Source organism: Pseudomonas sp. NFR16 (genome assembly GCF_900108875.1).
Classification (GTDB): Bacteria; Pseudomonadota; Gammaproteobacteria; order Pseudomonadales; family Pseudomonadaceae; genus Aquipseudomonas.
This window is the reverse complement of the sequence record NZ_FNYJ01000005.1, coordinates 292,746-309,615: the sequence shown is the minus strand read 5'-3', so window position 1 is coordinate 309,615 and position 16,870 is coordinate 292,746. Positions and strand designations below refer to the sequence as shown.

The 16,870-nt window shown below is 59.8% G+C and carries 18 protein-coding genes; 5 read left to right on the top strand and 13 right to left on the bottom strand.

Annotated elements, in window-relative coordinates; translation table 11 throughout:
• Nucleotides 1–62 precede the first annotated feature (62 nt).
• Together BMZ10_RS20120 and BMZ10_RS20115 are read left to right on the top strand one after the other, a co-directional pair.
• A complete protein-coding gene (locus BMZ10_RS20120; RefSeq protein ID WP_093466301.1) occupies nucleotides 63–374 on the top strand; it encodes an HU family DNA-binding protein in 312 nt (103 codons plus the stop codon).
• Between the two features lie 251 nt (nucleotides 375–625).
• Nucleotides 626–1,000: a helicase gene (locus tag BMZ10_RS20115; protein WP_093466299.1), complete on the top strand. Its 375-nt coding sequence runs from the start codon at nucleotides 626–628 to the stop codon at nucleotides 998–1,000.
• 176 nt (nucleotides 1,001–1,176) lie between these two features.
• Here BMZ10_RS20115 and BMZ10_RS20110 read toward each other — a convergent pair whose 3' ends face one another.
• The 6 genes from BMZ10_RS20110 to exbB all read right to left on the bottom strand — a co-directional run bounded on the left by BMZ10_RS20110 (nucleotide 1,177) and on the right by exbB (nucleotide 7,909).
• The gene (locus BMZ10_RS20110) at nucleotides 1,177–2,571 is read right to left on the bottom strand and encodes an HDOD domain-containing protein (RefSeq protein ID WP_093466297.1); all 1,395 of its coding nucleotides are present in this window, start codon (nucleotides 2,569–2,571) and stop codon (nucleotides 1,177–1,179) included.
• A gap of 86 nt (nucleotides 2,572–2,657) precedes the next feature.
• Entirely contained in the window at nucleotides 2,658–4,733 is a 2,076-nt protein-coding gene (gene recG / locus BMZ10_RS20105) for an ATP-dependent DNA helicase RecG (protein WP_093466295.1), read from the bottom strand.
• 8 nt (nucleotides 4,734–4,741) lie between these two features.
• Nucleotides 4,742–5,671 (bottom strand): hydrogen peroxide-inducible genes activator, encoded by a 930-nt coding sequence (locus tag BMZ10_RS20100; RefSeq protein ID WP_093466293.1) that lies wholly within the window; start codon nucleotides 5,669–5,671, stop codon nucleotides 4,742–4,744.
• 91 nt (nucleotides 5,672–5,762) lie between these two features.
• The gene (locus tag BMZ10_RS20095) at nucleotides 5,763–6,506 is read right to left on the bottom strand and encodes an energy transducer TonB (protein ID WP_093466291.1); all 744 of its coding nucleotides are present in this window, start codon (nucleotides 6,504–6,506) and stop codon (nucleotides 5,763–5,765) included.
• Nucleotides 6,503–6,928, bottom strand: a complete 426-nt coding sequence (gene exbD / locus BMZ10_RS20090; RefSeq protein ID WP_093466289.1) for a TonB system transport protein ExbD — start codon at nucleotides 6,926–6,928, stop codon at nucleotides 6,503–6,505. The genes BMZ10_RS20095 and exbD overlap by 4 nt, the downstream gene beginning before the upstream one ends.
• Before the next feature lie 3 nt (nucleotides 6,929–6,931).
• Complete coding sequence (gene exbB, locus BMZ10_RS20085; protein WP_093466287.1) at nucleotides 6,932–7,909, bottom strand: tonB-system energizer ExbB; 978 nt, start codon at nucleotides 7,907–7,909, stop codon at nucleotides 6,932–6,934.
• Between the two features lie 210 nt (nucleotides 7,910–8,119).
• On the opposite strand from exbB, the gene BMZ10_RS20080 reads away from it, so the two are divergent.
• On the top strand, nucleotides 8,120–8,977 hold the full coding sequence (locus BMZ10_RS20080) for an NAD-dependent epimerase/dehydratase family protein (protein WP_093466284.1): 858 nt from the start codon (nucleotides 8,120–8,122) through the stop codon (nucleotides 8,975–8,977).
• A gap of 144 nt (nucleotides 8,978–9,121) precedes the next feature.
• On the opposite strand, the gene BMZ10_RS20075 is transcribed toward BMZ10_RS20080, so the two are convergent.
• The 6 genes from BMZ10_RS20075 to BMZ10_RS20050 all read right to left on the bottom strand — a co-directional run bounded on the left by BMZ10_RS20075 (nucleotide 9,122) and on the right by BMZ10_RS20050 (nucleotide 14,498).
• Entirely contained in the window at nucleotides 9,122–9,859 is a 738-nt protein-coding gene (locus BMZ10_RS20075; protein WP_093466282.1) for a hypothetical protein, read from the bottom strand.
• A gap of 62 nt (nucleotides 9,860–9,921) precedes the next feature.
• Complete coding sequence (locus BMZ10_RS20070; RefSeq protein WP_093466280.1) at nucleotides 9,922–10,302, bottom strand: RidA family protein; 381 nt, start codon at nucleotides 10,300–10,302, stop codon at nucleotides 9,922–9,924.
• 24 nt (nucleotides 10,303–10,326) lie between these two features.
• Nucleotides 10,327–12,435, bottom strand: coding sequence for a bifunctional GTP diphosphokinase/guanosine-3',5'-bis pyrophosphate 3'-pyrophosphohydrolase (gene spoT / locus BMZ10_RS20065; RefSeq protein WP_093466278.1), 2,109 nt, complete (start codon nucleotides 12,433–12,435; stop codon nucleotides 10,327–10,329).
• Nucleotides 12,436–12,495: 60 nt separating this feature from the next.
• On the bottom strand, nucleotides 12,496–12,759 hold the full coding sequence (rpoZ, locus tag BMZ10_RS20060; protein WP_025257879.1) for a DNA-directed RNA polymerase subunit omega: 264 nt from the start codon (nucleotides 12,757–12,759) through the stop codon (nucleotides 12,496–12,498).
• Nucleotides 12,760–13,000: 241 nt separating this feature from the next.
• Nucleotides 13,001–13,621: a guanylate kinase gene (gene gmk, locus BMZ10_RS20055; protein ID WP_093466275.1), complete on the bottom strand. Its 621-nt coding sequence runs from the start codon at nucleotides 13,619–13,621 to the stop codon at nucleotides 13,001–13,003.
• Between the two features lie 13 nt (nucleotides 13,622–13,634).
• Nucleotides 13,635–14,498, bottom strand: a complete 864-nt coding sequence (locus tag BMZ10_RS20050; RefSeq protein ID WP_093466273.1) for a YicC/YloC family endoribonuclease — start codon at nucleotides 14,496–14,498, stop codon at nucleotides 13,635–13,637.
• Nucleotides 14,499–14,790: 292 nt separating this feature from the next.
• Between BMZ10_RS20050 and rph the strand changes: the two genes are divergently transcribed.
• Together rph and BMZ10_RS20040 are read left to right on the top strand one after the other, a co-directional pair.
• Complete coding sequence (rph, locus tag BMZ10_RS20045) at nucleotides 14,791–15,513, top strand: ribonuclease PH (protein WP_093466271.1); 723 nt, start codon at nucleotides 14,791–14,793, stop codon at nucleotides 15,511–15,513.
• A 49-nt stretch (nucleotides 15,514–15,562) separates the two neighbouring features.
• The gene (locus tag BMZ10_RS20040; RefSeq protein ID WP_177182172.1) at nucleotides 15,563–15,931 is read left to right on the top strand and encodes a DUF4870 domain-containing protein; all 369 of its coding nucleotides are present in this window, start codon (nucleotides 15,563–15,565) and stop codon (nucleotides 15,929–15,931) included.
• A gap of 112 nt (nucleotides 15,932–16,043) precedes the next feature.
• On the opposite strand, the gene BMZ10_RS20035 is transcribed toward BMZ10_RS20040, so the two are convergent.
• Nucleotides 16,044–16,823: an exodeoxyribonuclease III gene (locus tag BMZ10_RS20035; RefSeq protein WP_037016693.1), complete on the bottom strand. Its 780-nt coding sequence runs from the start codon at nucleotides 16,821–16,823 to the stop codon at nucleotides 16,044–16,046.
• Nucleotides 16,824–16,870 lie beyond the last annotated feature (47 nt).

Below are 16,870 nucleotides of genomic sequence, written 5' to 3'. Positions count from 1 at the left end.
GCTCGCTGCCCTTCATCGGCAGCACGGGACATAAAAACAAAAAACCGTAAAAGAGGCTTTATATGCGTAAACCAGAACTCGCAGCCGCTATTGCTGAAAAAGCAGATCTCACCAAAGAACAAGCCAATCGTGTTCTCAATGCCGTACTCGATGAAATCACAAACGCCTTGCACAAAAAGGACAGCGTGACTCTGGTTGGCTTCGGTACCTTCCTGCAGCGTCATCGCGGGGCGCGCACCGGTAAAAACCCTCAGACGGGTGAGCCCGTCAAAATCAAGGCCAGCAACACGGTGGCATTCAAGCCTGGGAAATTCCTGAAAGACAGCGTCAACCCCGAGACGGTGAAAAAAGCGCCTGCGTCGAAGAAAAAATAAATCGCTGCACGCCTTGCGGAGGGCGAACAGCATGAAATGGGCACGCCAATCGAATTGGGTGCCCAATTTTATGCCTGCGATACAGGCGTTATCTCGCCAGCGCAGGGCGAGATAACTACCGCGACATCATGCTGAGGACGCGTCTGGCTCGCCATTTTGCGACCGGCCGGTTCTCCTCGTTCGTGTCACGTCCAAGCTCGTTACACTGCCGCCTGTGCGCTGTCCGCACGTGATCGCATGAGGCGTCGAACATGAAATTTCGCTTTCTACTCTGGATGCTCGGCCTGCTGATGGTTCGCGCCAGCCGCAGAAACCCGGCTTTCCAGCAACAACTGGTGGGCAAAGACCTGGTTTTCCAGTTGCAGACCACCGACGGAAAGGTTGCGCGCCATTACGTGGTGCGCGACCAGCGCGTCAGCAGCCACGGCGGTACAGTTCCGTCGCCCGCGTTTGCAATCTCGTTCAAGGACGCCGCTTACGGCTTCGCCACGATGCAGGCCAAAAACAAGCAGCTGGCATTCATGCAGGGCATTCAAGACAAAAACATCCAGATCGTCGGCAATACCGGGCTGGTGATGTGGTTTCAGGGCTTGATGAAGTATTTGCAGCCGAGGAAGAAGAAGTAGCGCTTAGGGCAACGCCAGCGGGTCACTCGCCGGTTTGCGCTGGGCGCACGGCGTGTGCGGGGCAGGGTTGCTCGCGACGGGGCAAGCACATCTGACGAGGATGTGTCGCTCATGCCGCCGCCTTCGCGAGCAGGTGTTTCCAACCGCCAGGTATCACAGACGGTTGGCTAAGACGCTCAATGAAACTGAGAAGCCAGTTCGCGCAGCAACACTTCGGCTTCAAGCACCTTCTGCACAACATCCTGAGCTTTTTCGCGCGGCAGTTCGAGGCGCTCGAACAGTTCGTCCGGAATGCTTTCCATCGGGCCTGATCCGATCCCTTCCTTGCGCAGCATGCGCACAGCCAGGCAAACCAGGTTCGCATACTCGTAATGCTCGCCCGTGTAATGCGGATCGTGCTGGAAGCGCAGCGCGGTGGCCAGCTCTTCTGGCATGTCCCAGTTGCGCATCAGCCAGGAGCCGATCTGTTCCCGAGTGATGCCCAGCAAGTGCTGCTCGACAAAACTGTGATGCAGGTGCGGGTTCACCTCGATCTGACGGCAGATCAGCGAAAAATGAGGTGGGAACACATGCGCCAGCAGCAGGTAGCCGAAATTGTGCAGCAGACCCGCCAGGTACGTCAGGCCGCTTTCAGGGCGCTTGGCGCGTGGCATGGCGCGGGTCAGGCCTTCGATGACCGCTGCGGTGTAGATCGACTGCTGCCAGTAAGGCGTTGCGTGCTGCGGATGGTCCTTGGGCAGCGCCAGGGTTTTGCCCAGCGCCAGACCCAGCGCGAGATTGATGACCAGATCAAAACCCAGTACGCGAACGATGGCGTCTTCGACCGAGCGAATCTTGCCGGCAGAGCCGTAATAAGGCGAAGCCGCCCAACTGACGACTTGGGCAGCGAGCGCCGGATCGGTTTCCACGACGCCCGTGATGTCATCGATCGTGGCGTCCGGATCGACTCGCAGCTTGATGATTTTCTGCGCCGTGTCGGCCAGTGGCGGAATCTCCACGGTCGCTTCCAGGCGCTGCTGGATGCGTCGGGCAGTGAAGTTCTGCACGGCCTTGGTGATTTCTTCGCGGTCGTCATCAGGACGTGTCAGGTTTGGCTGCACCAGCGTGACTGGCTCGCCGAACGTGGCGGCGCTGGCTTTGGTCAACAGGCTCTTGAAATCGTCTTTGCCGATCTCCAGCAACAGGCCCGGTTCGCCGGAATCGATCAGTACGCAAGGTTCCTGCAGAATGCGCTCTTCATACAGGCAAGGGGAGCTGGTCAGTGCCGGAAGGGCGGGCAGGGTGTGCAGGTTGTTCTTGCCGAGCATCTGGTCCAGGTGCTCTTGCGACACGGCGGTCAACTTGCGCCCGGTCAGTTCAGTGATGCGGTTGAGGTCCAGCAGCTGGTTTTGCGGGAACAGGATCAGCAGCGCGCCGACAGAGTCATGCACCAGAATGGCCTGCACTTTCTGTGCGGATGGCAGCGATTCGTCGTCCATGACTTCGCGGTAGTTGATGGCAGACTTGCCAAGCAACTGCCGGATGACAGACGGGGCGTGTTGGGCGGCGTCGATGTGGGCAACTTCTGTCATGGCTGTATCCAGATTCCTACAATTGCTGAAGTATAACCAGCTTAGTTGTTATATAGGTGAGACACTCGTTTATAGCGCAGACTGCTTCACACTTGCCCGTATTGCTGGCCGTGGCGCAACCAGCGCTCCAGCAACGGGCTGACATGTTGAGGCCAGCGTTCAAGCAAAGCCTGGGCTGCATCCCTCACTGCCGGGAGTAGATCGGCATCGCGCATCAGGTCGGCGACCTTGAACTGTAGCAGACCGGTCTGTCGTGTTCCGAGCATCTCTCCAGGCCCGCGAAGCTCCAGGTCTTTCTCGGCGATTACAAAGCCGTCGTTGGTTTCGCGCATGATCCCCAATCGCTGGCGACCGATCTGGGAAAGAGGAGGATGGTACAACAGTACGCAATGGCTGGCAGCACTGCCGCGCCCCACTCGACCGCGTAATTGGTGGAGCTGCGCCAGGCCAAGTCGCTCCGGGTTTTCAATGATCATCAGGCTGGCGTTGGGCACATCGACGCCGACCTCGATAACAGTGGTCGCCACCAGCAGCTGCAAATGGCCTTGCTTGAATTCAGCCATGACCGCCGCCTTTTCCGCAGGCTTCATGCGCCCATGGATCAGGCCGACTTTAAGCTCGCCCAAGGCGCTGGTCAGCTCTTCAAACGTGGTTTCCGCGGCCTGACAGGTGAGTTCTTCAGACTCCTCGATCAGAGTGCAGACCCAATAAGCCTGGCGGCCTTCGGCACAGGCATTTCGCACCCGCTCGACCACTTCGATGCGACGGCTGTCGGCCACCAGCACGGTGTTGACGGGCGTGCGGCCTGGCGGCAGCTCGTCGAGAATCGAAGTGTCGAGATCGGCATACGCACTCATTGCCAGCGTGCGTGGAATCGGCGTCGCCGTCATGATCAACTGGTGCGGGCACATCATCCCGCCCACGCCTTTCTTGCGCAGGGCCAGACGCTGCTGAACGCCGAAACGGTGCTGTTCGTCAATGATCACCAGCGCAAGGTTTTTGAACTGCACTTCGTCCTGGAACAGCGCGTGCGTGCCGACGACCATGGGCGCGCCATTGGCTATCTGCTCCAACGAGGCGGCCCGGGCTTTGCCCTTGAGTTTGCCGGCGAGCCAGGCTGTCTCGATGCCGAGCGGCTCCAGCCAGCGGGTGAAGTTGATGAAGTGCTGCTCGGCGAGGATCTCGGTCGGTGCCATCAGTGCGACTTGATAACCCGCTTCGAGGGCTTGCAACGCGGCAAGCGCCGCGACCACCGTTTTGCCTGCGCCCACGTCACCTTGAATCAGCCTGAGCATCGGCTCTTGCTGACTGAGGTCGTAGGCGATTTCCTTACCGACACGCTGCTGAGCGCCGGTCGGCGGAAAACCCAGGTTGGCGAGAAATTGCTTCGGCAAGCGTTTGGCGAGCGGCAATGCGGGCGCCCGCTGTGACCGCAGGCTTTCGCGCAGGCGCTGCTGGGAAAGCTGATGCGTGAGCAGTTCTTCGAACGCCAGTCGGTGCTGCGCCCAGTGATGACCCAACGCGAGTTCCTCGACGTCGGCATCGGCGGGCGGGTTGTGCAGGTAGTGAATAGCGTCAGCCAGCGGCGCCAGTTGATAGTCCCGCGCCAGCTCATCCGGCAGCCAGTCAGGCAGGCTTTTAGGGCCCAGCATGCCGAGGCTTTGCTGGCACAGCTGGCGCAGGCGTTGCTGCGTCAGCCCCTCGGTCGTTGGGTAAATCGGCGTGAGCGTCTGCTCCACGGCGACATGTTCATCGCCAGTGATGGCGCGGTATTCCGGATGATAGATCTCCAGACCTGACGCACCGGGGCGCGCTTCGCCGTAGCAACGCACGTGCGTGCCGCGTTTTAGGCCATCCTTCTGCGCATTGCTGAAATGATAGAAACGAAGACTCAGCACGCCGGTCCCGTCGCCCAGCCTCACCAGCAGGCTGCGGCGCTTGCCCATTACCACATCAGCGCCGCTGACCACCCCTTCGATGACCGCATCCTGTCCGGGGCGCAGCGCACCGATCGGCACCACGCGGGTGCGGTCCTGATACCGCAACGGCAGGTGGAACAGCACGTCCTGAATATTCTCCAGGCCGACCTTCGCCAGCTTTTCGGCCATTGCCTCGCCGACGCCCTTGAGCGCCGTAACCGAGACGTGGGACAGCTCCGTCATACCGCCACTTAGCTCGCTTGCGCCTGGGCTTTAGGGCGAGCGACTGAACACAGACGAATCGAATCCGCGAGGATTTCGATGGCTTTGGGCCGAGGGAAGCTGGCGCGCCAGGCGATGGCGACGGTGCGGAAAGGCACCGGCGGCGACAGCGGGCGGACTTCGATCACGCCAGGGGCGTAATGATGGCTGTCGACGGCGGACATCGGCAGAATGGAAACGCCCAGACCCGAAGCAACCATGTGGCGAATGGTTTCCAGCGAGCTGGATTCGACCGTGGTGTGCTTGGCACTGTCGCCGCCTTTGACCAGCGTCGGGCAGGCTTCAAGCACCTGGTCCCGGAAGCAGTGGCCTTCACCCAGCAGCAACAAGCTCTTGTCGTTGAGCGCCGAGGCGTCGATGGTAGCTTTCTGAGTCCAGGGATGGTCGGCCGGCATCAGCACATAGAACGGCTCGTCGTACAGCGACATCGTCAGTACGTCGGCTTCGTTGAACGGCAGGGCAATGATGATCGCATCGAGCTCACCGTTGCGCAGCTTGTCACGCAGCACGTGGGTGAAGTTTTCTTCGATGTACAACGGCATTTGCGGGGCGACCCGATGTAGTTGCGGAATCAGATGAGGAAACAGGTAAGGACCGACGGTGTAGATCGCGCCGACTTTCAGCGGAGCCGTCAGTTGGTTTTTGCCGGTTTGAGCCAGCTCGCGAATGCCTTGCGCCTGTTCGAGCACTTTCTGAGCCTGAGCCACGATGCCCTCGCCAACCGGCGTAAGGCGTACCGCACTCTTGCTGCGCTCGAAAATCAGCACACCGAGTTCATCTTCCAGCTTCTTGACGCCCACCGACAAAGTCGGCTGGCTGACATGGCAGCGCTCGGCCGCGTGGCCGAAGTGCTGCTCTTGAGCGAGGGTAACGATATAGCGCAATTCTGTGAGGGTCATAGCGTGCGTCCATGAAGTTGCGGCCCCAGCATAGCGGGTGCAATCGATAGACGCACGTTATCAGACCCTCTGATAACACAAAATCAGCGTTTCAACGTTTATCCAGCGAATAAACGAAGGGCGCGACCACTTCCAGCGTGCCATTGTTGAGCAGTTCTGCAGGCGGCTTGGGCAAGGGTTGTGCTCGGCGAATCATCTCCAGCGTTGCGCGATCCAGCGCTGCGCTTCCTGAACCCCCGGCGATTTCGTAGGACAACACCCGGCCCTCCGCATCGACCACAAAACGCAATCGGTTAATGCCTTGCATCCCCCGACGACGAGCGTCTTCCGGATAACGCTTGAATTTACTCAAATGGCGCAACAGGTCACCCTGCCAGCTTGGCAATGCCGTGCTCGGCGGCGTAGGTGGCGCGGGTTCCGGTGCAGCCGATTTCTCAGGCTTGGCATTCGACGGTGGCGTATCCACTGGCTTCTCGTCAGCGGGCTTTTCCTCCTTCGGTGGCTCAACCTTCTTCACAGGCTTGGGCGGCTGTGGTTTGGGCTTAGGCTTGACCGGCTTGGGAATCGCAATTTCCGGCTTGGGCGCTTCGGCGATCGGCGGAATCGGCAATTCTTCTTCCGGCGCTGGCGGCTGCGGCGATTGCACCACTTGAGGTGGCGGAGGCGGAGCGGGCTCGGGTACGGGCGCCAGTTCGACCATCATCGCTGCCGGCGGCAGCTCGATGGCCTGCGAGGAGGGCCAGCGCAGCGCGACGACAATCGCAATGGCGTGCACCGCCAGCACCAACAACAGACTACCGCTATAGCGCGTCAGTTTTTGGCGCGTATTGATCATTTCTTACCAACCGTCTCAAGACCCACCAGACCGACCTTCAGATAGCCGGCGCCTCGCAGCGCGTTCATCACGTCCATCAGGTCGCCGTAATCAACGCCCTTGTCAGCCTGGAAGAAGATCGTTGTGTCCTTCTTGCCTTTGGTCTTGGCGTCCAGCACCGGCCCAAGCTGCTCTCGAGCGACTTTGTCGTCGCCCAGGTACAGGCTTTGGTCAGCCTTGACGCTGAGGAAGATGGGTTTCTCGGGTCGGGGCGCCGGCTTTGCCGTGGAGGCAGGCAGGTCGACCTTGATATCGACCGTGGCCAGCGGCGCTGCCACCATGAAGATGATCAACAGCACCAGCATGACGTCGATGAACGGCGTCACGTTGATTTCGTGGTTCTCGGCGAGGTCGTCGCCACCTTCGTTAAGATGCAGGCCCATGGCTTACCCCATTTTTACCATGTGCGGCTGTTGGCTACGATCGGCGGCAGGCTGGTGATCCAGATCGCGGCTGACGAGCAACAGAACTTGCGCCGAGGCGTCCGACACTTGAGCCTTATAGCCTGCGATAGAGCGGGCGAAGACGTTGTAGATGACCACCGCAGGAATCGCTGCGACGAGGCCCAAAGCCGTTGCCAGCAACGCCTCGGCGATACCGGGCGCAACGACCGCAAGGTTGGTGGTTTGGGTCTTGGCGATACCGATGAAGCTGTTCATGATGCCCCACACCGTACCGAACAGACCCACGAACGGGGCGGTCGAGCCGATCGTCGCGAGCACGCCGGTGCCCATGCTCATGTTGCGGCCGCAAGCTGCAACCAGACGCTCGAGGCGGAAGCTCACACGCTCTTTGATACCCTCGCGCTCGCGGCTGTTGACCGACAGGTGCATTTCTTCGAGGGCGTCATGCACGAGTAGATTGGCCAGCGTGCCTTCTTTTTTGGCGCCGGCACTGGCTTCATCCAGGGTGCGCGCGCGCTTGAGGGCCGCGATTTCGCCTTTCAGGCGACGCTTGGCGCCCAGCAGTTCGAAGCCTTTGGCGATCCAAATGGTCCAGGTGATGATCGACGCAATAGCCAGACCGATCATGACGGCTTTAACAACGACGTCGGCATTTTTGTACATCCCCCACGGCGACAGGTCGTGTGACATGCCGAGGCTGTTGTCTTCGGCAGCCGCCTCAAGTGTCTCGGTCGGCGTGGTTGAAGAAGCGTCTTGAACCGCCGGAGCGGCCGTGGAGTCAACAGGAGTGGCCGCAGGCGCAACGGATTGTGTCGCGGGAGCGTTCTGCGCCGGAGCATTGGAGTCAGCCATCGCCACCGGCGTCAGCACCAGGCTGAACAGCAAGGCGGCAATGACGCGCCCTGCGCGTGGCAGACCTTTAGACGTGATAGACGAAGCAGGGGATTGGATAGGTGTCATGCTGGCCCGACCTGAGATGAAAATAGGTGTTCGTTCTAAGTGCGTCACGCTGGCGCGAGGCGAGCGGAGGAGAACAAAGGGTCGTTATTATTGCAAGTAATTCTTGTTAACAAAAGTAATAGAGTATCTTTTTTCCGTAGAGCGCGTTCCAACGGTCGTCTGAAGCGCCGGTTTTACGGGTCCGAACGTATTTTCATGTGGAGATTGTTCATGGCAGGGCCTTCCGTTTTGATTGCTGGATGTGGAGATATCGGAGGTCGGCTGGCCACTCAACTGCTGCCACTGGAGTGGACGGTCTATGGCTTGCGCCGGTCTGTGGGGAAGCTGCCCAGGGGCGTGCTCGGTGTGAGTGGCGATCTGTTCGACGCCCGCATCCCGGATCAGTGGCCTGAAGGGCGCATCGATTACCTCGTGTATTGCGCCACCCCGACCCAGCGTGACGAGGCCGGATATCGCGCTGCATATATAGAGGGCCTGCAGCATGTCCTTGGATGGACTCAGCGCAGCGGCCAGCGGCCCAAGCGCGTCGTGTTCGTCTCAAGCAGCAGCGTGTACGGACAACAGCAGGGCGAGTGGATCGATGAGACCTCGCCTGCACACGCCACTGGATTCTCCGGGCAAGTCATGCGGGAAGCGGAGCAAGTGGCGCTCACCAGCGGGCTTCCTGCCACGGTCGTCAGGCTCACAGGTATTTATGGACCAGGGCGCAGTGACCTGATGAACCGTGTGCGTCAAGGGTACAGCGTTGCCCAAGAGCCGCCGCTGTATGGCAATCGGATTCATGCGGACGACGCTGCCGGTCTGCTGGCATTTCTGCTGCAGGCAGCATCGGAAGGCGCGACGCTGGATGACTGTTATTTGGGCGTGGACGATGCGCCTGTGCCACTGTCCGAGGTCGTCGACTGGATGCGCCAGCGTCTGGGCGTCACGCAATGGTCGGACGAAAACAGCGTCCGCCGCGCGGGCAGCAAGCGTTGCAGTAATGCCCGGGCCCGCGCGCTGGGATGGGCGCCGCGTTATGCGAGCTATAGAGAGGGGTATGAAGCGATGTTGGCTCAGGAGCATTGAGCCCGCTTGCGACCTGTTGATTTCGGCCGGCACCGGTGGGGTCAGCTTGCTGACGGTTGCAGCGTATCTGTCAGTGACATTTGTCTGAGCTGACAGATTCGTGAGCAAGCCCACCCCACAGGTCGTCGTCGCGGCTGCTTAGGACTAGTTTTTCTCCAGCACCCAATGCCGCTCGCCGGGACGCAAATCAGGCATTTCGCTAGGCTGCGCGTTATTAACGGCCTGGAAAATTTCCAGCTGTTTGCCGTTGCGAACAAAGATCCACGGATTGCCGCGCTCGTTACGTTCCAGCCACATGCTGTCGTATTCCCCGCTCATGGCCGCGCAATCGCCCGCAAGGCAAAGCGCGTAGCGATCATTGCCTGGCAGGCCGCTTACGCTGCCGTCGGGTTGAAACTCGACGGTGCTGCCTTGGCCTTCACCGCTGACGATGTTCCATTTCCCGCCCAAATAAGCGGTATAGAGCGCCCGCTCAAAACTGGTGCCGGGCTGGGCACCCGCTGGCGCGGCTTCCTTGGGCGCCCGGAAATGCTGCTCGGGGCCGGTATCGCTCGCACTCTGCACCAGGTCGTCGCCCTTGAGTGCCAGCGTTTCGGAGGAGTTGCCGTAGAAATCGACCCGCAGCGCGCCTTCGGCGTTGCTGGCAATCTTGCCTTCGCTCAGCTCGAAGCCATTGGAAGCGGTAGCCTGACCGGCTTTGGTGTTGATGTTCCATTCCAGGTTCGGGCCGTACGCCAGCAGTGCCTGACGCAGGTTGCCGCCTTCGGCTGCGGCGTCGATGGCGGCCTGATTGATCCAGGTGCCGTCCGGGCTTTTATTGGAGTGGCTGGCGCAGCCGCTGAGCAGCGCGGCCAGCAGTGAGAGGGCGAACGCAACGCGCATAAGCGGAGTCCTTCCTTTTTCTCTGAGGAGATGGCGGAGCGTGGATGCGCTCCGCAAGACGATTACTCGATGACCAGGATCGCGTCCATTTCAACCTGAGCGCCGCGAGGCAGAGCCGCTACGCCGATGGCCGCACGAGCCGGGTAAGGCTGTTCGAAGTACTTGCCCATGATCTCGTTGACCTTGGCGAAGTGGCTCAGATCGGTCAGGAAGATATTCAGTTTGACGATGTCCTTGAACGAACCGCCTGCCGCCTCAGCCACCGCTTTCAGGTTCTCGAACACCTGGGTCGTCTGAGCCTCGAAGCCTTCGACCAGCTCCATGGTTTTCGGGTCCAGCGGGATCTGCCCGGACATGTAGACGGTATTGCCAGCTTTGATCGCCTGAGAATACGTGCCGATGGCGGCAGGGGCTTTGTCGCTGGAGATGACGGTCTTGCTCATGAAGAACTCCTGTTTGCGGTTTGGCTACGCGCGCATCCGTGTGATGCGGATCACGCCGGTGAGGGCGCGTAGTTTCTTGATCACGCGGGCCAGATGCACACGGTCGTGCACGCTGACAACCAGTTGAACCACGCTGATGCGGCCATCGCGTTCGTCCATGCTGATTTTTTCGATGTTGCCGTCGGCGGCGTTGACGCTGCTGGCCAGCAGTGCGATCAGGCCGCGCTGATGTTCCAGCTCCACACGCAACTCGACGTTGAACTCGCCTGTGACGTCTTTGGCCCACGACAGCTGAATGCACTTTTCCGGGTTATGACGGATTTCACTGATGTTCCGGCAATTGTCCAAGTGCACGACCATGCCCTTGCCGGCAGACAGATGACCGACGATCGGATCACCGGGAATCGGCGTACAGCATTTGGCGTAGCTCAGCACCAGACCTTCGGTGCCGCGGATTGCCAGCGGGCCTTCAGCGCTCGGCAATTCGTCACCTTCGCTCGCAAGCAGTCGACGGGCAACGACATACGCCATGCGGTTGCCCAGCCCGATGTCTTCGAGAAGGTCCTCGATAACTTCTACCCGGTACTCGGCAAGAATCAAGCGCACCCTTTCAGTCGGGATCTTGTCCAGGCTGCTGTCGAAACCGTTGAGAACCTTGTTCAGGAGGCGCTCGCCCAGGCTGATGGACTCGGAGCGGCGTTGCAGCTTGAGCGCGTGACGAATATGCGTGCGTGCCTTGCCGGTGACCACGAAATTGAGCCACGCAGGATTTGGCCGAGCGCCGGGGGCACTGACGATCTCGACCGTCGAGCCGCTTTGCAAGGGTTCGGAAAGCGGGGCGAGCCTGCGATTGATCCGACAGGCAATGCAGCTGTTGCCGACGTCTGTGTGCACGGCGTAGGCAAAGTCGACGGCCGTGGAGCCTTTGGGCAGCTCCATGATTCGGCCTTTGGGCGTAAAGACATAGACCTCGTCCGGGAACAGGTCGATCTTCACGCTTTCGATGAATTCCAGCGAGTTGCCGGCGCGCTGCTGCATTTCAAGCACGCCTTTGACCCACTGACGTGCGCGAGCATGGGTGCCTTTCGGTTGCTCATCGCCGGAAGATTTGTACAACCAGTGCGCCGCGATGCCGTTGTTGGCCATCTCTTCCATTTCGCGCGTGCGAATCTGGATTTCGATCGGGACGCCGTGCATGCCGAACAGTGTCGTGTGCAGCGACTGATAGCCGTTGGCCTTGGGGATCGCAATGTAATCCTTGAAGCGGCCGGGCAATGGCTTGTACAAATTATGTACAGCGCCGAGTACGCGATAACACGTATCAACCTTGTCGACGATGATCCGGAACGCGTAGACGTCCATGATCTCATTGAAGGCGCGACGCTTGCCGCGCATTTTCTTGTAGATGCCGTACAGGTGTTTCTGGCGACCGCTGACCTCGCCTTCGATGCCGTCAACGGCGAGGCAGTGGCTCAGCGACTCTTCAATCTTGTTGACCAGTTCCTTGCGATTGCCACGAGCGCGTTTCACGGCCTGGCCAATGCGGGAGGAGCGCATCGGATACATCGCCTTGAAACCCAGATCCTCGAATTCGATACGCACGCTGTGCATGCCAAGGCGATTGGCGATGGGGGCGTAGATTTCGAGAGTTTCTTTGGCAATGCGGCGGCGCTTCTCGCCGGACAGGACTTCGAGCGTGCGCATGTTGTGCAGGCGATCGGCGAGCTTGACCAGGATCACGCGAATGTCGCGCGCCATGGCCATGGCCATCTTCTGGAAGTTCTCGGCCTGCGCTTCGGCCTTGGTCTCGAAATTCATCTGGGTCAGTTTGCTGACCCCGTCGACCAGTTCAGCCACGGTTTCGCCGAACTGCGCACAAAGCGCTTCCTTGGCGATGCCGGTGTCTTCGATCACGTCATGCAGCATCGCGGCCATCAGGCTTTGATGGTCCATGTGCATGTCGGCAAGGATATTGGCCACCGCCAGCGGATGCGTGACGTAGGCTTCGCCGCTGCGACGGCGCTGGCCGTCGTGGGCTTGTTCGGCGTAGAAATACGCTCGGCGAACCAGATTGACCTGGTCTTTGCCGAGGTAGGTCGACAGGCGATCGGCGAGGGCGTCTATGCTCGGCAAGATAAGACTCCTTGCCGATGGCGTTGACCCTGCGCCTTGCTACGTCGACCGGGCATAGGCTTAGACGGCCTCGCTGGACTCGTCCTCGAACGCTGCGAACAATGGTTCATCTTCAACGATTTCAGCTTCTGCGATGACAGCGTAATCCATCAGGCCCGCTGCGATTTCGCGCAGGGCAACAACGGTAGGCTTGTCGTTTTCCCAGGCCAGCTTTGGCTCTTTGCCGCCGGTCGCCAGTTGACGCGAACGTTTGGTGGCGAGCATGACCAGCTCAAAGCGGTTATCTACATGTTCCAGGCAGTCTTCAACGGTCACGCGGGCCATGGGTATTCCTCGTAGCAAATGCGATATGCGCGGTGCCCGGATGGGCGAGCGGACTCGGTAGTTTACAAGCGGAGCGCTCAAAGCTTCAAGCGGCATGCCACGAGCGGTCGGTTTTGGCGCTGTTTCGATGCGCTTTGTACCGTCCCTGTAGGAGCGCGCTTGCCCGCGATGGCGGTATGTCTGGCAATGAACGTGTTGAATTTACCGACGCCATTGCGGGCAAGCGCGCTCCTGCACTTGATTATGCAAGGAGCTGTTTCAGCAACTCGGTGTGGCGCTGCTGTTGGTGTTCCTGGCTAAGCAGGTTGGCGCGGAAAATCGCTTTCAGATCTTCAAGGGCGGTGGCGAAATCGTCGTTGATCACGATGTAATCGTATTCGACATAGTGGCTCATTTCGCTGACGGCTTCGCGCATACGGCCTTCGATGATTGCATCGCTGTCCTGACCACGGTTGGTCAGGCGCTGACGAAGTGCCTGCTGAGTCGGCGGCAGGATGAAGATCGATCGTGCGTGCGGCATCAGTTTGCGCACCTGCTCGGCGCCCTGCCAGTCGATCTCCAGGATCAGGTCGTGACCCTCGTCCAGCGTCTGCTGCAGGCGGCTTTGCGAAGTGCCGTACAGGTTGCCGAATACTTCGGCCTGTTCAAGAAAGTCGCCGTGCTCAATCATGCGCACGAATTCTTCGCGGTCGACGAAGTGGTAATTCACGCCGTCCGCTTCACCCGGGCGCATGGCCCGAGTGGTGTGGGAAACGGAGACGCGAATCTGTGGCTGAGCATCGATCAGGGCCTTGACCAGGCTGGTCTTGCCCGCGCCCGATGGGGCGGAAATGATGTACAGGGTGCCGGTGCTGTGGGTCATGTCGGGGTAGGCCTTACTCAATGTTTTGCACTTGTTCGCGCATCTGCTCGATCAACACCTTGAGGTTGACCGCGGCTTGCGTGCTTCGAGGATCGAAGGCTTTGGAGCCCAGTGTATTGGCTTCTCGGTTGAGTTCCTGCATCAGGAAATCCAGGCGGCGCCCAGCCTGTCCACCGGCTTTGAGCACGCGGCGCACTTCAGTGACGTGAGTGCTCAAGCGGTCGAGTTCTTCGGCGACGTCGCTTTTTTGCGCGAGCAGCACCATTTCCTGCTCCAGTCGTTGCGGATCCAGCTCGGCCTTCATGTCGGCAAAGCGGTCGAGCACTTTCTGGCGCTGGGTCGCGAGCATCTGCGGCACCAGGGTGCGCAGCGTGGCCACTTCGGTTTTGATCGAGGTGAGCCGTTCATCGAGAAGTTTCGCCAGATCGGCACCTTCGCGGGCGCGTCCGGCCTTGAGCTCGTCCAGTGCCTGGTTGAACAGCGAAAGCGCGTCGTTGTTCAGCGCTTGAGGATCGGCTGCATCGGCGACCAGAACACCCGGCCAGGCAAGCACCTCGAGCGGATTCAGCGCGGCAGGTTGCTGGATCAGGCTGGCAACGAGCTCGGCCGCAGCGACCAGTTGCCCGGCGCGTTCTCGATTGACCTGCAACGGCTTGCCGGCGGTTTCCTCGGTGAAGCGCAAGGTGCATTCGATCTTGCCGCGTGATAGCCCCTGACGCAGTGCTTCACGCACGGCGCTTTCCAGATCGCGAAATGATTCCGGCAGACGCAGGTGGGGTTCGAGGTAACGATGGTTGACCGAGCGCAGTTCCCAGCTCAGCGTGCCTTGTGGGCCTGCTCGTTCAGCGCGGGCAAAAGCCGTCATGCTGTGCACCATGGGAAGGACCTCTATAAAGTCAGGCGTTGGAAATAGCCTGCTCGGGGCGGTGATCTGCCCGGTTGAGTGTCGTGAAAAAACGACAGGCTATAAAGGCGCAGGATTGTAGCTCAGTGCGAGGTTGGCGCCCAAATGCAGCATTGTCGCAAGCGATGCGCGGTGCCGCGGCTTCACTGCCTGGTCGCGCGTTTTCGCGCGGCCGATGGTCATCGATCGCGCATTAGATGCCCCAAGGGCATGCTTGCGCCTCTATAATGCACGTCAGTTTTCCGTCTCAGTACAGGTATCCCGAATGAAACGTCCAAGTGGTCGCGCTGCCGATCAGCTCCGCTCGATCCGCATCACCCGCAACTACACCAAGCACGCCGAGGGTTCTGTGCTGGTCGAGTTTGGTGATACCAAAGTCATCTGCACCGTCAGCGTCGAAAACGGCGTTCCGCGTTTTCTGAAAGGTCAAGGTCAAGGCTGGCTGACCGCCGAGTACGGCATGCTGCCGCGTGCGACAGGTGAGCGTAACCAGCGCGAAGCCAGCCGTGGCAAACAAGGTGGCCGTACCCTGGAGATTCAACGCCTCATTGGTCGTTCTCTGCGCGCCGCGCTGGATATGTCCAAGCTCGGCGACGTCACGCTGTATGTCGATTGCGACGTGATCCAGGCCGACGGCGGCACTCGCACCGCGTCGATCACAGGCGCCATGGTTGCGCTGGTCGATGCGCTTAAATCCATCAAGAAGCGCGGCGGCCTCAAGGGCGGCGACCCGCTCAAGCAGATGATCGCCGCTGTGTCGGTGGGCATGTACCAGGGTGAGCCGGTGCTGGATCTGGACTACCTGGAAGACTCGGCTGCCGAAACCGACTTGAACGTCGTCATGACCAGCGCTGGCGGCTTCATCGAAGTTCAGGGCACCGCCGAAGGTGCGCCGTTCCAGCCAGAAGAGCTGAACGCGATGCTGGCTCTGGCACAGAAGGGCATGAGCGAGCTGTTCGAGAAGCAGCTTGCTGCACTGGCCGACTGATTGCCGTTTCAGCGAGTCTTTTGAATACCGTCATAACAGGGAAAGCATGATGATTGACAGTCAGCCGCCGCTACCGGCACCCGGCAAAGAAGTTCGTCAATGGGCGATGCTGTGCCACTTTTCAGCGTTTTTCGGACTGATCTTTCCGTTCGGCAATCTGTTGGGGCCGCTGATTGTCTGGCAGCTGAAGAAGGAGGCTGACCCCTTCATCGACGCGCAAGGCAAGGAAGCGCTGAATTTTCAGATCACCGTGGCCATTGCCGCGATGATCTGCTTCCTGCTGATGATCGTCGTGATTGGCTTTCCGTTATTGATGCTCGTGGGCGTAGGCGCGCTGGTGCTGACGATCATTGCAGGCATCAAGGCCAATGACGGGGTCGCGTATCGTTATCCGTTTACCTGGCGGTTGATCAAGTAGTCCTTGCCTGATCGGACGCTTTCGCGAACCGGCCCGCTCCCGCAGGTAAACGTTCAGGGCGCAGAAAAACAAAAGCCGACTTCACGTCGGCTTTCTTTTGAGCAACTGAACGTCAGATGGTCAACGTCCAATCGTAGTCCACGATCAGCGGCGCGTGCTGGGAGAAGCGCGGCTGGCGTGGCAGGCGTGCGCTGCGGACGAAGCGGCGCAGACCCGGGGTCAACAACTGATAGTCGAACCGCCAGCCCAGATTGAGCATCTCGGCCTGTTCGTTATCGGGCCACCAGCTGTACTGGTCGCCTTCACGGCTGACTTCGCGCAGGGCATCGACGTAGCCCATGTTGCCCACGATCTCGTCCATCCAGGCACGTTCAGGTGCCAGGAAGCCCGGAGATTGCTGGCTGTCGCGCCAGTTCTTGATATCCAGTTTCTGCTGCGCCACGTACAGCGAGCCACAATAAATGTACTCGCGACGCTTGCGCCGCTGCTTGTCCAGATACTTGCCGAAATCGTCCATGAGCTTGAATTTCTGATTCAAGTCCTCATCGCCGTTCATCCCGGACGGGAGCAGCAAAGTCGCAATACTGACTTTATCGAAATCTGCTTGCAGGTAACGCCCGTAACGGTCGGCTGTCTCGAAGCCGAGACCGTTGATTACCGCCTTCGGTTGCAGCCGCGAGTAAAGTGCCACGCCACCTTGGGCAGGGACTTCGGCATCGCAGGCATATAGGAAGTAGCCGTCCAGTTGGAAGGCTGGGTCGTCCAGTTCAAAGGCGGAGGCGCGGGTGTCCTGAAGGCAGATGACGTCGGCATTCTGGGCTTGCAGCCAACTGAGCAAACCACGCTCGACTGCAGCCTGAATACCATTAACGTTCACACTGATGATCCGCATAAATGGCCCCAAAAATCACGTGCGTGTATGATACCCGAGCTCTACCT

What these genes read in the sequence shown, in the direction of transcription:
- BMZ10_RS20100 (WP_093466293.1), bottom strand. Translation starts at nt 5,671, where the DNA reads ATGACCCTCACAGAATTGCGCTATATCGTTACCCTCGCTCAAGAGCAG.
- BMZ10_RS20110 (WP_093466297.1), bottom strand. Translation starts at nt 2,571, where the DNA reads ATGACAGAAGTTGCCCACATCGACGCCGCCCAACACGCCCCGTCTGTC.
- recG (WP_093466295.1), bottom strand. Translation starts at nt 4,733, where the DNA reads ATGACGGAGCTGTCCCACGTCTCGGTTACGGCGCTCAAGGGCGTCGGC.
- gmk (WP_093466275.1), bottom strand. Translation starts at nt 13,621, where the DNA reads ATGACCCACAGCACCGGCACCCTGTACATCATTTCCGCCCCATCGGGC.
- exbD (WP_093466289.1), bottom strand. Translation starts at nt 6,928, where the DNA reads ATGGGCCTGCATCTTAACGAAGGTGGCGACGACCTCGCCGAGAACCAC.
- BMZ10_RS20115 (WP_093466299.1), top strand. Translation starts at nt 626, where the DNA reads ATGAAATTTCGCTTTCTACTCTGGATGCTCGGCCTGCTGATGGTTCGC.
- BMZ10_RS20080 (WP_093466284.1), top strand. Translation starts at nt 8,120, where the DNA reads ATGGCAGGGCCTTCCGTTTTGATTGCTGGATGTGGAGATATCGGAGGT.
- BMZ10_RS20050 (WP_093466273.1), bottom strand. Translation starts at nt 14,498, where the DNA reads ATGGTGCACAGCATGACGGCTTTTGCCCGCGCTGAACGAGCAGGCCCA.
- exbB (WP_093466287.1), bottom strand. Translation starts at nt 7,909, where the DNA reads ATGACACCTATCCAATCCCCTGCTTCGTCTATCACGTCTAAAGGTCTG.
- rpoZ (WP_025257879.1), bottom strand. Translation starts at nt 12,759, where the DNA reads ATGGCCCGCGTGACCGTTGAAGACTGCCTGGAACATGTAGATAACCGC.
- BMZ10_RS20075 (WP_093466282.1), bottom strand. Translation starts at nt 9,859, where the DNA reads ATGCGCGTTGCGTTCGCCCTCTCACTGCTGGCCGCGCTGCTCAGCGGC.
- BMZ10_RS20095 (WP_093466291.1), bottom strand. Translation starts at nt 6,506, where the DNA reads ATGATCAATACGCGCCAAAAACTGACGCGCTATAGCGGTAGTCTGTTG.
- BMZ10_RS20120 (WP_093466301.1), top strand. Translation starts at nt 63, where the DNA reads ATGCGTAAACCAGAACTCGCAGCCGCTATTGCTGAAAAAGCAGATCTC.
- BMZ10_RS20040 (WP_177182172.1), top strand. Translation starts at nt 15,563, where the DNA reads ATGATTGACAGTCAGCCGCCGCTACCGGCACCCGGCAAAGAAGTTCGT.
- BMZ10_RS20035 (WP_037016693.1), bottom strand. Translation starts at nt 16,823, where the DNA reads ATGCGGATCATCAGTGTGAACGTTAATGGTATTCAGGCTGCAGTCGAG.
- rph (WP_093466271.1), top strand. Translation starts at nt 14,791, where the DNA reads ATGAAACGTCCAAGTGGTCGCGCTGCCGATCAGCTCCGCTCGATCCGC.
- BMZ10_RS20070 (WP_093466280.1), bottom strand. Translation starts at nt 10,302, where the DNA reads ATGAGCAAGACCGTCATCTCCAGCGACAAAGCCCCTGCCGCCATCGGC.